Genomic DNA, 12921 nt, shown 5'->3' on the forward strand with positions numbered 1-12921 from the left:
CGCGAAACTAGAGTGGGCCGGTGCCCCAGACCGGACCGGACGACACCCGCCGCAGCCTCACCGAGACCGCGCCCGCGAGCAGCGGCAGCAGCACCGACCCGGCCCGGCCGGCCGGACCCCCGCAGGCCGACGTCCGCCCGACCGAACGGGTGCACCACGGCGACGTCCTCGTCGACGACTTCGAGTGGCTCCGCGACAGCACCGACCCCGACGTCCTGGCCCACCTGAACGCCGAGAACGCCTGGACCGAGGCACAGACCGCCGACCAGGCCGAGCTCCGCGAGGCCATCTTCACCGACATCCGCACCCGCACCCGCGAGACCGACCTGACCGTCCCGCAGTACGGCGAGCACGAGACCCCCGGCCCGGACGGCACCCCCACCCAGCGCGGCTACTGGTACTACACCCGCACCCGCGAGGGCGAGGAGTACCGGCTGTACTGCCGGGCGCCCGCCGAGGACCGCGCCACTCCCCCCGATCTCGAGGCCGGGATCCCCGGTGAGGAGGTGCTGCTGGACGGCAACGCCGAGGACGGCGAGGCGGCCTTCTTCTCCATCGGCACCTTCAGCGTCTCCCCGGACGGCACCCGGCTCGCCTTCGCCGTCGACCGCAGCGGCGACGAGCGGTTCACCCTCCGGGTCCGCGACCTGACCAGCGGGCAGCTGCTGCCCGACGTCGTCCCGGACACCTTCTACGGTGCGGAGTGGGCGGGCAACGAGCACCTCTTCTACACCCGCACCGACAGCGCCTGGCGTCCGTACCAGGTGCTCCGGCACCGGCTGGGCACCGACCCGACCGCCGACCCGCTGGTCTGGAGCGAACCCGACGAGCGCTACTGGCTCGGCGTCGAGAGCAGCCGCGACGACCGCTGGTTGCTGTTCGGCAGCGCCTCCAAGCTGACCAGCGAGTACGCGATCCTCGCCACCGACGACCCGGAGGGCACCCCGCGGGTGATCGCGCCGCGGACCCAGGGCGTCGAGTACAGCGTCGAGGTGGCCGGGGACCGGCTGCTGGTCGTCCACAACGACGGCGCCACCGACTTCATGCTCTCCGAGGCCCCGCTCGAGGCGACCGACCGCAGCCAGTGGCGGACCGTGCTCGAGCACGTCCCCGGCGTGCGGCTGCTCGGTGTCGAGGCCTACGCCCGGCACGTGGTGGTGAGCCTGCGCCGCGACGGGCTGACCGCGCTGCACGTCATCCCGCGCGACGAGCACGGCGACCTCGGCGAGGGCCACGACATCGCCTTCGACGAGCCGGTGCACACGGTCGGCTCCGAGGGCGCCCTCACCTACGACACCCCGGACGTGCGGCTCAGCTACTCCTCGCTGGTGACCCCGCCGACCGTCTACGACTACCGCTTCGCCGACGGCGCGCTGCTGCTCCGCAAGCAGACCCCGGTGCTCGACCACCCCCATCACGGCCCGTACCGCCCGGAGGACTACCGCCAGGAGCGGATCTGGGCCACCGCCCCGGACGGCACCCGGGTGCCGATCTCGGTGGTCGCCCACCGGTCGGTCCCCCGTGACGGCAGCGCGCCCGCGGTGCTCTACGGCTACGGGTCCTACGAGGTGTCGATCGACCCGGAGTTCAGCACCGCGCGGCTGTCGCTGCTCGACCGCGGCTACGTCTACGCGATCGCGCACATCCGCGGCGGCGGCGAGCTCGGGCGGTCCTGGTACGAGCAGGGCCGCACCCTGACCAAGCGGAACACCTTCACCGACTTCATCGCCTGCGCCGAGCAGCTGATCGCCGACGGCTGGACCAGCGCCGACCGGCTGGCCGCCCGCGGCGGCAGCGCCGGCGGGCTGCTGATGGGTGCGGTGGCCAACCTGGCGCCGACCACCTTCCGGGCCATCCACGCCGCCGTCCCGTTCGTCGACAACCTGACCACGATCCTCGACCCGGAGCTGCCGCTCACCGTGATCGAGTGGGAGGAGTGGGGCGACCCGTTGCACGACCCCGAGGTCTACGCCTACATGAAGTCCTACGCGCCCTACGAGAACGTCGCGCCGACGCAGTACCCGGCGATCCTGGCCACCACCAGCCTCAACGACACCCGGGTGCTGTTCTGCGAGCCGGCCAAGTGGGTGGCCGAGCTGCGGCGCACGGCCACCAACGCCGCCGACGACGCGTCGGGCCGGCCGATCCTGCTCAAGACCGAGATGGACGCCGGGCACGGCGGGGTCAGCGGGCGCTACCGCGGCTGGCGCGAGGTGGCCTTCGAGTACGCCTGGCTGATCAGCCAGACCGCACCCTCGGAGCGCTGAGGCACCCCGGCTGAGAGGCCGGGGCGGCCCGCTGCGTCCGCGGGCCGGGTGCGCTCCGAAGAGAGGGTGGGACGGCGACGACCGTCGACGTCCCGGCGACGATCTCGCCCGGCGGACGCACGCCGGGACCCCACCACACCACGTCCGCGCCGGCCGGCGACGGACCCCGGGTGTCAGGGTCCTGGCTCAGGGATTCTTCAGGGGTCCGGCGGAATCCTTCCCGGCGGTCGGGACGTTGCACAAGTCGGAGGCAACGGAAGGGGCCCGACTGTGGTTGCGGTTACGAGAAGTTCGAGCAAGCGTGTGAACGACGGCATCGAGGGCAAGGATGCGGTCGGTCTTTATCTGGACGGCATCGCCAAGACCCCTCTGCTGACCGCGGAGGAAGAGGTCGACCTGGCCAAGGCGATCGAGGTCGGTCTGTACGCGGAGAAGATCCGCTCCGGCGAGGTCACCTCGGCCGAGCGCGGGCGGCGCGCCAAGCGTCCGACCGCCGACGAGCTCGACGAGCTGATCGAGCAGGGCCGGCAGGCCCAGCAGCGGTTCGTCACCGCGAACCTGCGGCTGGTCGTCTCGGTGGCCCGCAAGTACGGGCGGGCGCAGATGCCGCTGCTCGACCTGGTGCAGGAGGGGAACACCGGGCTGATCCGGGCGGTCGAGAAGTTCGACTACACCAAGGGGTTCAAGTTCTCCACCTACGGCACCTGGTGGGTTCGGCAGTCGATCAGCCGCGGGATCGCCCAGCAGGGGCGGATCGTCCGGCTCCCGGTGCACGTCGCCGAGCAGGTCAACCAGGTCGGCGCGGTGCGCCGGACGCTGGAGCGCCGCCTCGGTCGCGACCCGGAGCTCGAGGAGATCGCCGCGGAGATGGGCGTCGACGCCGACCGGGTGCTCGACCTGATGCGTTACGGGCGTGACCACGTCAGCCTGGACGCCCCGGTCGAGGAGGACGGCGACACCGCACTGGGTGACCTGATCGCCCGCGAGCCGGCTCCCGGGCCGGACGAGGTGTTCCTGGACGCCGAGGAGCACGCCCGGCTGGACGCGCTGCTCGACGAGCTCGACGAGCGGTCGGCCGACGTGGTGCGCCGCCGCTACGGGCTGGTCGACGGCCGGCAGGCCAAGCTGGCCGACATCGGCGCCATCTGGGGCATCACCGCCGAGCGGGTGCGCCAGATCGAGCGGCACGCGATCGCCAAGCTCCGCAGCAAGAGCGTGCTGGCGGCCTGAGCCGCACGGGGCACCCTGCCCCGCTGGTCATCGGAGGCCGGCGACCCGGAGGAGACTCCCGGTCGCCGGCCTTCGGCGTTCCCGGGGGCTTCGACAGGCTCAGCCCGCGGATGGCCGCCACGCGCGCTGAGCTGGTCGAAGCGCGCCGGGGGCTTCGACAAGCTCAGCCGACGGGCAGTGCCCGATCAGCTGTGGTCGCGGCCGCGGGCCTGGTCGTCGGCGGCGAGGTCCTCGCGCCAGTCGGGGTGCTCGCGCAGATAGCTGTCGAGCTCGATCTCGGCACCCTCGTTCTCGTCGGGCTGGTCGAGCCCGCGGTCGGCACCGGCCACGGTGCTCCCCCGCACCCGCAGCGTGTGCGGGATCACCACGTCCTGCGGCTCGTAGCCCTCGGTCTCGCCGTCGGACTGCCGCCGGATCGCCGCGACCAGCAGCCGCACCGCCTCGCCGGCCAGCAGGGTCATGTCGAAGTGGATCGAGCTCAGCGATGGGTTGGTGAACTTCGCCATCGCGGTGTCGTCGAAGCCGAGCACGGCGACGTCCTCGGGGACCCGCTTGCCGGCGTCCTGGATGGCCGCCATCGCCCCGACCGCGAGGTCGTCGTTGAAGCAGAAGACCGCGTCGATCTCCGGGTCGTCGGCCAGCAGCTGGGTCATCGCCTGGTAGCCGTGCGGGCGCGAGTAGGTGCCGACCCGGCCGTAGATCCCGCGCAGGCCCTTTGCCGCGAGCGCGGACTCGACGCCGCGGAGCCGGGTGTCGGTGGGGGCGATCGCCGGCTCACGGCGCCCCAGCAGGGCGATCCGGCTGCGGCCGAGCCCGAGCAGGTGCTCGATGCCGTCGGCGCCAGCGCCCTCGGCGTCGATGTGGACGTGGTCGAAGACTCGGTCCTCGTCGTCCCAGCGGATGCCCATCATCACCAGCGGCAGCGGGCCCATCCGCTCGCGGATCGGGCGGTCCTTGAGCGCCATGGTGTTGCCGATCATGCCGTCGACGAAGTGCCGGCGCAGGCTGCCGAGGGTCTCGAGCTCACCGGGGACGGTCCGCCCGGCCTGCTGGATCATCACCGTCAGGTCCTCGGCGCGCGCGGCCCGGATCAGGTGACTGGTCAGCCGGCCGTAGTAGGTGCTGTCGATGTCCGGGATCATCAGCGCGAGCAGGCCGGTGCGACCGCCCGCGAGGCTGCGAGCGGCCATGTTGGGACGATAGCCGAGGTCGGCGAGCGCCCGCTCGACGCGTTCCCGCGTGCTCGGACGGATCGAGGGGAAGCCGTTGACCACGTTGGACACCGTCTTGAGCGAGACGCCGGCGCGGTTGGCGACGTCCTGCATCGTGACCATGGCGGCGAGCCTAGTTCCCGACGGGTCCCGTGGCACGCTCACCGACCAGGGATTCACCGTTTGGTACGTCGACTCTTCGGTGGCCCTCAGTCTGGATGCGGGTGCCGTCCCGATCCGGCGCGATCGGTCCGTCCGCGGGATCCGGCTCAGCCGCGGCCGGACGGCGTCGGCCGGATCAGCCCCTCCTGGGCGACGTCGGCGACCAGGGCGCCGTCCTGGAACAGCCGCGCGGTCGACAGCCCGAGACCGTTCGAGGCCGACGGCGAGACCTGGTCGTAGAGCAGCCAGGCGTCCGCCCGGAACGGCCGGTGGAACCACAGCGCGTGGTCGAGCGAGGCCGCCTGGACCTCGCGGGTGCCGATCAGCACCCCGTGCGGCACCACCGAGGCCGACAGCAGCGTCAGGTCGCTGGCGTAGGCCAGACAGGCCCGCTGGAGCACCGGATCAGGGCCGAGGTCACCGTCCACCCGCAGCCAGAACCGGGCCCGGGCCGGGTGCCGCGGGTCCGCCAGCTCGCCGCCGGGACGCGAGTCGCCCACGAACCGGACGTCGAGCGCGCCCCACTCGTGCTCCCACAGCCCCCGCGAGCGGCCGGACGCGGCGGCGAGCACGTCGGACAGCCGCGGACAGTCCTCGGGGGCCGGCACGCCGTCGGGGACCGGGTCGGCGTGCTCGAAGCCCGGTTCGGAGCGGTGGAACGAGCTCGACAGGTAGAAGATCACCTTGCCGGCCTGCCGGGCGACCACCCGTCGCGAACTGAACGAGCCGCCGTCGCGGACCGTCTCGACGTCGTAGACGATCGGCAGGTCGGTCCGCCCGGGCAGCAGGAAGTAGCCGTGCAGCGAGTGCACCGACCGGTCCGCCGGGGCGGTCCGGGCCGCGGCGACCAGCGCCTGGGCGAGCACCTGGCCACCGAAGGCGCGCTGCAGCTGCGAGTCGGGTTGCCGGGCGCGGAACAGACCGATCTCGATCTCCTCGAGGTCGAGCAGGGCGACCAGTTCGTCCAGCGTCTGCGGCATGCCCCGCAGTCTGCCGGACGCGGGCGCGTCGGTGCCGGGCCGGGAGCCGGGCGGTCAGTCGGTGTCGCGGCCCGGGTCCTCCTTGTCCTGGTCGCGACTGTGCTGGGCGAGGAAGCGCTCAAACTCCGCACCGATCTCGTCGGCGCTGGGGACCTGCCCGGGACCCTCGTTCTGCACCGCGTCGTAGGTCTGCTCGAGTTGGGCGACGAGCTCCTGCACCTCGGTCGACGCCGCGACCTCGCCGGCGATCTCGCGCAGGTTCTCGGCCGAGGCGTGCTCGAGCGGGGCCAGGTCGATCGACAGCCCGGTCACGGTGGCCAAGGCGTTGCCCATGGTCAGGCTGGCCTCCGGGAAGGTGGCCTGGGCCAGGTAGTGCGGCACGTGCGCGGCCAGCCCCATCGCCTTGCGGTCCTGCTGGCCGAGCCGGAACTCGAGCAACGCCTGGAAGCTGCCCGGCACCTCGACCCGGTCGATCCAGCTGCGGTAGTTCGAGACCAGCTCGGGGTCGGTGCCGTGCGCGGTGAAGGTGATCGGGCGGGTGTGCGGGACGGCCATCGGGATGCCGTGCACGGCGAGGGTGAGCCGGACGTCGAACTGCTCGATCAGCCCGATCACCGCGCTGGTCATCCGCTCCCACTGGACGTCGGGCTCGGGCCCGGTGAGCAGCAGGAACACCTCGCCCTGCCGGTCGGTCATCCGGTGCAGCTTCAGCTCGAGGTCGGCGTAGGAGCGCCACTGGTCGGTGTCGAAGGTCATCGCCGGCCGGCGGCTGCGGTAGTCGTGCAGCTGGTCGTGGTCGAAGACGGCGAGCACCTCGTGGTCGAGGTGCTCGAGCAGGTGGGCGCTCAGACCGCGGCCCGCCGCGCCGGCGTCGACGAAACCGTCGAGCTGGTGCAGCAGCACCGGCCGGTGACCGGCCATCCGGGCCGCCACGTCCTCTCGGAGGGTGTAGAGCTGCCGCGGGTCCAACATGCCCGCCAATCTATGCGACCCGCGGTGGAGCCGACGCCCTGTGCGCGCCGGGCGGGACGGTCAGCCCAGCCGTCAGCGCCGGGCCAGCTCGGCGATCGCGGTCCGCACCCGCTTCACCGACACCGGCTGCCGGGTGCGGAGCGACTGGGCGAAGAGGCTGACCCGCAGCTCCTCGATCAGCCAGCCGATCTCCTCCACCGCGGCCGGCAGTGGGCCCGGCGGCTGGGCGGCGCAGAGCTCGGCGTAGGCGTCCTCGCACCCGAGCACCAGCTCGAGCGCCTCGGCGTCCTTGCCGGGCCGGGCCGGCAGCGCCTCCAGCCGCAGCTGGGCGGCGCGGAGATAGCGCGGCAGGTCGGCCAGCCGGTCCGGTCCGGTGACCGAACAGAACCGGTCGAAGACCAGGTTGGCCAGCTGCTCGGTGACGTCGTCGGCGGCGGCCACCGCGGCCGGGTGCCCGGACCGGCGGGCCGCGGGGAGCGCCAGCCGCAGCTGCTGCCAGGCGGCGAGCGTCTCGCCGGCCAGGTCGACGACCTGCTTCATCGCGTCGGCCTGCTCGGCACGGACCCGGTCGACCAGCCGGGCGAACGTCTCGGGGTCGCGGACGCCCGCCGGGCCGTCGGGTCCGGCGTGCCGGTCGACCAGTCCGGCGGTGGCGGCGAACCGGGCGTCGGCCAGCAGCTGCGGGACGCCCGGGTAGGGGCTGGTGCCCAGCGCCAGCTTGGTCTGGTTGCTCATGTGCGAGACCGCCCAGCGGGTCGGGTCGGGCGCGGTCAGGGTGACCAGCCGGACCAGTCCGCGCCGGTGGGCCCGGTCGGCGGCATCCTGCCCGGTGGCCAGCGCCAGCCCGACCGTTCCGCCCTCGTCGACCAGGTGCGGGAAGCCGGGGACGGCGGCCGAGGCGCCGCGGCCGGTCTCCCGGTCGAGCTCGACCCGGCGCGGGACGACCCCGAAGGTCCAGGCGGTCTGGCCCTGCCGCGTCCAGGACGACGCGGCGGCGTTGAGGCTGCGGACCGACCGGGCGAGCAGTCGCTGCTGGAGCGCGGCCAGGTCCTTGCCCTCGCCGACGACGTCGCCGCGTTCGCGGACCACGAAGGTCGGGCGCAGGTGGTCGGGCAGCTCGTCGGGACGCCAGGCGTCCTCGGGCACCGCGACCCCGGTCTCGGCCCGCAGCGCCCGACCGAGCGCAGCCGGGAACGAGCCGGCCCCGGCGGTCCGCCCGAACGGGTCGGGAGCCTCGCTGCGGATCCGGGCCAGCGCCCGGCGGGCGTACTCGGGGGCGGGGACGAACGCGGTCCGGAGCTGCTTGGGGAGACCGCGGATCAGCTCGGTGGCCAGCTCGGACCGGAAGCCCGGGACCTGCCAGCCGAAGACGTCCGGGTCGAGCCGGCCGAGCACCGGGAGCGGGACCTCGAGGCTGACGCCGTCCTCCTCGGTGCCGGGAGCGAACACGTAGCGCACCTCGAGGTCGACGGCCGCCGCACCGGTGCCGACCGTCCAGCGGTCCGGGAAGTCGGCGGCCCGGACCGCGGTGCCGTCGGCGGCGACCAGGTCGTCCTCGGACAGGTCGAGCAGGTCGGGGTGGGTCCGGCGCTCGTCGCGCCACCAGCGGTCGAAGTGGGCGGCCGAGACGATCCCCACCGGCACCCGGGCGTCGTAGAAGTCGTAGATCACCTGGTCGTCGACCAGCACGTCGCGGCGCCGGACCCGCTCCTCGAGCCCCTCGATCTCGGCGCGGAGCGCCTGGTTGCGGGCGAAGAAGTGGTGCCGCGTGCGCCAGTCGCCCTCGACCAGTGCGGAGCGGAGGAAGATCTCGCGCGAGACGACCGGGTCGATGGTGCCGTACCCGACCCGGCGGCCGGCCACGATCGGGATGCCCAGCAGGGTGACCGTCTCGTGGGCCAGCACCGAGCCCGACCGCGAGGACCAGGCCGGCTCGGAGTAGTGCCGTTTGAGCAGGTGCGCGCCGACCTCCTCGATCTGCCCGACGTCGATCCCCGCGACTGTCCGGGCCCACAACCGCGAGGTCTCGACGATCTCGGCGGCCATCACCAGCGGCGGCTGGGTCCGTGCGACGCTCGAGCCGGGGTTGATCGCGAACTTCGTGCCGCGAGCGCCCAGGTACTCCCGGGGCCCCGGCCGGTTGCGGCGCCCCTTCGGCGCCCCCGGGCCGGCGTGGCGACCGCGCTTCTCCTCGCGCAGGTCGGCGAGCCCGACCTGGGACAGCAGACCGGTGAGGATCGCGGTGTGGATCCGGTCGGCGGCCGCCGGGGTGTCGTTGCGGTTGAGGCCGAGGTCCTTGGCGATCTGGCGGAGCTGGCCGTGCAGGTCCTGCCACTCGCGTATCCGCAGGAAGTGCAGGAACTCGTCGCGGCACATCCGCCGGAACGCGTTGCCCGAGAGCTCGCGCTGCCGGCCGCGCAGATAGTCCCAGAGCCGCAGGAGGGCCAGGAAGTCGCTGCCGTCGGACTCGGGCGCGGCGTCGGGGGCACCGTCGCGCTGCCGCCGCTTGGGTTCGTCGGCCCGGCCGGGATCCGATGCCGTGCCCTGCGTGGTCCCCCTCGGCCCGGCTGCCCCGGCCGCCCCGGTCGGATCCGGGGCGTCGGGCGAGGCCAGCGGCGCCCAGAACCGGCGGTGCGCGGCGTCGGCGGCCTGCTGGTGCTCGGCCGGGCGCTCGCGCGGGTCCTGGACGCTGAGCCCGGCGACGATCACCAGCATCTCGGTCAGACACCCCTGGCGCTCGCCGGCCAGCAGCATCCGGCCCATCCGCGGGTCGAGCGGGATGCCGGCCAGCCGGCGGCCGACCGCGGTGAGCCGCGGCCGCTGCTCGCGGGCGTCGCGGACCGCGCCGAGCTCGTCGAGCAGCCGCAGCCCGTCGGCGATCTGCGCCGAGTCGGGCGCCTCGACGAACGGGAACGAGGCGATCTCCCCCAGCCCGGCGGCGGTCATCTGGAGGATCACCGAGGCCAGGTTGGTCCGCAGGATCTCCGGCTCGGTGAACTCGGGGCGTCCGACGAAGTCGTCCTCGGCGTAGAGCCGGATGCAGACGCCCGGCCCGAGCCGGCCGCAGCGGCCCGCGCGCTGGTTGGCCGAGGCCTGGGAGACCGGCTCGATGGGCAGCCGCTGCACCTTGGTGCGGGCCGAGTAGCGCGAGATCCGCGCGGTGCCGGTGTCGACCACCGCGCGGATGCCCGGCACGGTCAGCGAGGTCTCCGCGACGTTGGTGGACAGCACGATCCGCCGTCCGGTGTGGCTGCTGAAGACCCGGTGCTGCTCGGCCGCGGAAAGCCGGGCGTAGAGCGGGAGCACCTCGGTCCTCGGCAGGTTCATCGCCGCGACCGCCTCGGCCGCGTCACGGATCTCCCGTTCGCCGGAGAGGAAGACCAGCACGTCGCCGTCGAGCTCGGTGACCAGCTCCTCGACGGCGGCACAGATCCCGTCGACCTGGTCGGTCTCGGGCTCGGGCGGCCGGTAGCGGATCTCGACCGGATAGCTGCGCCCGGACACCGCGATGATCGGCGCCGGGTTCCCGTCGGCGTCGGCGAAGTGCTCGGCGAACCGGGCGGTGTCGATGGTCGCCGAGGTGATGATCAGCTTGAGGTCGGGCCGGCGCGGCAGCAGCTGCTTGAGGTAGCCGAGCAGGAAGTCGATGTTGAGGCTGCGCTCATGCGCCTCGTCGATGATGATCGTGTCGTAGCGGCGCAGGTCGCGGTCGTGGGAGATCTCGGCCAGCAGCACGCCGTCGGTCATCACCTTGACCCGGGTCCGCGCCGAGGCCTTGCGGGTGAAGCGGACCTGGTAGCCGACCAGGGCGCCCAGCTCGGTACGGGTCTCGGCGGCCAGCCGTTCGGCGACGCTGCGCGCGGCGATCCGGCGCGGCTGGGTGTGCCCGATCCGGCCCCGGCCGAGCCGCAGACAGATCTTGGGCAGCTGGGTGGTCTTGCCCGACCCGGTCTCGCCCGCGACCACCACCACCTGGTGGCCGGCGACGGCCTCGGCGATGTCGTCGGCCCGCCCGCTGATCGGCAGCTCAGGCGGCAGCGAAAGATCCACCCCGACGGCGACGTCCTCGTCCGGGCGCGCCGCCGGAGCCGGCTCGGAGGTCACGGTCGCTGGCACTCGGTCCACTCTATCGAGCCGGTACAGCCCTTTCCGGACGGCGATCGGCGGGTCAGAATGCGCCATGCAGACCGCTGCGCGACCGACCGCCCGGAGCCGGGCGGCCAGGACGCTCGTGCTCGGCGCGCTGCTCGTCGCAACCTACGGGCTCGCGCCGGCGTCTGCTCCGGCGTCCGCTTCGGCGTCCGCCCGGGCCACCGGAGCGGCACCGGCCCGCGCGGCCACCGCGGCGCGGACCTGGTACCACCGCGAGACGATCGGCCGTTCGGCCGGGGGCCGGCCGATCGTCGCCTACCGCGCCGGCCAGCGCGGGCGTCCGGTGGTGGTGGTGCTGTCCGTGCTGCACGGCGACGAGCCGTACGCCCGGCACGTGTCGCTCGGTCTGCTCCGGGGCCGGCGGATCACCGGTGTCGACCTGTGGGTGGTGCCGGTAGCCAACCCCGACGGGTACGCCCACGACCGGCGGTGGCTGTCGGGCGGCGTCGACCCGAACCGCAACTTCCCCGACCGCTGGGTCCGGCAGCCGCACGCCGGGCCGCGGGCGGCGTCGGCGGTCGAGACCCGCGCGCTGATGCGCTTCCTCGACCGGGTCCGCCCCCGCTACGTCGTCTCCTGGCACCAGCCGCTGTTCGGGGTCGATTCCTACCGGGTCAAGGACCGGGCGCTGATGCGGCGGCTGAGCAGCGGGCTGGACCTGCCGGTCCGCCGGTTCGACTGCCGGGGCGGCTGCCACGGGACGCTGACCGACTGGTTCAACGCCACCCACCGCGGGGCGGCCATCACCGTCGAGTACGGCAGCCGGCGACGCTCGGTGGCGAGGATGGAGGGCCGGGACGCGAAAGCGGTGCTGGCCGCGGTCGGCGGGCGGCGCGGCTGAACGGCCGGAGCCGCGGGACCAGGGATCGGCTCAGCCGGCGTCGTCGCCGTTCTCGAAGGTCGTCCGGCCGTTGAGCTTGACCGCGAGCTCGTCGTCGATGCCGTCGGCCACCTCGGACATGATCTGGACGCCCTGCAGCAGGTGGGCCGGGACAAAGGGGTGCGCCGGGATGCTCAGGGTGACGAACACCCGGTCGCGGATGAGCTGGAACTTCACCCAGCGGGCGTCGCAGTTGAGGTCGTTGAGCACCTCGGCCGCGCGCGAGCGTCCGGCGACCTCGTGCACGACGGTGGAGAAGATCACGACCTCGCGAGCGTCGGCGGCGGTGCGGAGGAACAGCATGGTCGACCCGACCCGGATGGCCACGTCGCCCTCACCGTCGCGGATCGGCCGGTGCCCGAACAGCTGGGTGAGCTCGGCGTCGACCAGCTGGTCGAGGTGCGCGCGGCTGCGCGGGACGGTGGCGACCACGTCGTCGGCGTCGAGGGCGGGATCGGCGGCTTCGGCGGACTCGGGCTTGGGGGTGAGCACCTCGGCGAGCTGGTCGGGGGCCAGGAACACCGGGTGCTGGATGCCGTAGACGTCGCGGAGCGCGACCACCGCGAGCTCGGCCAGCGGGTCGCACTCCTCCTGCGCGCGTTCGACCCAGAAGTTCGGCGTCTGCTCGTCGGCCGGGGTCTCGGGCTGGTCGGCGCTGCCCGGGGGGTTCCAGCCGGACGTCTCCATCAGGGCGAGGTCGTCGGTGCTCAGCTGGAACGCCTCGCCGAGGACGGCGTTGCTGGCCGCCTCGAGCCGGACCACGTCGCGGCGCGGTGCGGAGCAGCGGATGAACGGTGCCTGGTCGTCGATCTCCGACTCGACCCCGATCACCAGGTCGGCGGTGTCGTCGATCACCGAGAGCACCTCGCTCAACCGGGTCTGGAACTCCGTCCAGGCCTGGGCGGTGCTCCGATCGATGTCGAAGTCCTCGTAGTCGGTCGCATCCACTCTTTCGCTCCGGGTCGCTGCTGGCCTGGGGCTCGAACCTAGCGCATGGCCCGCGGGCGGCCGGCGAGCGGGAAACGCCGGTCTCCGGTCGGTCTAGAGTCGGCCGTACCGGCCCCGGG

At 73.5% G+C, this 12921-nt stretch carries 8 protein-coding genes; 3 read left to right on the plus strand and 5 right to left on the minus strand.

Annotation, left to right across the window (positions count from 1 at the left end):
• Positions 1 to 20 precede the first annotated feature (20 nt).
• Both FHX74_RS15000 and FHX74_RS15005 read left to right on the plus strand, forming a co-directional pair.
• Positions 21 to 2267 (plus strand): S9 family peptidase, encoded by a 2247-nt coding sequence (locus FHX74_RS15000; protein WP_182561018.1) that lies wholly within the window; start codon positions 21 to 23, stop codon positions 2265 to 2267.
• A 270-nt stretch (positions 2268 to 2537) separates the two neighbouring features.
• Positions 2538 to 3497: a sigma-70 family RNA polymerase sigma factor gene (locus FHX74_RS15005; protein ID WP_407941488.1), complete on the plus strand. Its 960-nt coding sequence runs from the start codon at positions 2538 to 2540 to the stop codon at positions 3495 to 3497.
• A 185-nt stretch (positions 3498 to 3682) separates the two neighbouring features.
• Here FHX74_RS15005 and FHX74_RS15010 read toward each other — a convergent pair whose 3' ends face one another.
• From FHX74_RS15010 to hrpA, 4 genes are all read right to left on the minus strand, one after another.
• Positions 3683 to 4831 carry a LacI family DNA-binding transcriptional regulator gene (locus FHX74_RS15010; RefSeq protein ID WP_182561020.1) on the minus strand — a complete coding sequence of 383 codons (1149 nt, stop codon included), beginning with the start codon at positions 4829 to 4831 and terminating at the stop codon, positions 3683 to 3685.
• A gap of 146 nt (positions 4832 to 4977) precedes the next feature.
• Positions 4978 to 5850 (minus strand): acyl-CoA thioesterase, encoded by an 873-nt coding sequence (locus tag FHX74_RS15015; RefSeq protein WP_182561021.1) that lies wholly within the window; start codon positions 5848 to 5850, stop codon positions 4978 to 4980.
• Between the two features lie 54 nt (positions 5851 to 5904).
• The gene (locus FHX74_RS15020; RefSeq protein WP_182561022.1) at positions 5905 to 6822 is read right to left on the minus strand and encodes a proteasome assembly chaperone family protein; all 918 of its coding nucleotides are present in this window, start codon (positions 6820 to 6822) and stop codon (positions 5905 to 5907) included.
• Positions 6823 to 6894: 72 nt separating this feature from the next.
• The gene (gene hrpA / locus FHX74_RS15025; protein WP_407941489.1) at positions 6895 to 10938 is read right to left on the minus strand and encodes an ATP-dependent RNA helicase HrpA; all 4044 of its coding nucleotides are present in this window, start codon (positions 10936 to 10938) and stop codon (positions 6895 to 6897) included.
• A gap of 64 nt (positions 10939 to 11002) precedes the next feature.
• Between hrpA and FHX74_RS15030 the strand changes: the two genes are divergently transcribed.
• Entirely contained in the window at positions 11003 to 11815 is an 813-nt protein-coding gene (locus FHX74_RS15030) for a M14 family metallopeptidase (RefSeq protein ID WP_182561024.1), read from the plus strand.
• Between the two features lie 30 nt (positions 11816 to 11845).
• Here the strand turns inward: FHX74_RS15030 and FHX74_RS15035 are convergent, their stop codons facing one another.
• Complete coding sequence (locus FHX74_RS15035) at positions 11846 to 12802, minus strand: T3SS (YopN, CesT) and YbjN peptide-binding chaperone 1 (RefSeq protein ID WP_182561025.1); 957 nt, start codon at positions 12800 to 12802, stop codon at positions 11846 to 11848.
• Positions 12803 to 12921 lie beyond the last annotated feature (119 nt).

This window comes from Microlunatus kandeliicorticis, from assembly GCF_014137855.1.
Taxonomy (GTDB): domain Bacteria; phylum Actinomycetota; class Actinomycetes; order Propionibacteriales; family Propionibacteriaceae; genus Microlunatus; species Microlunatus kandeliicorticis.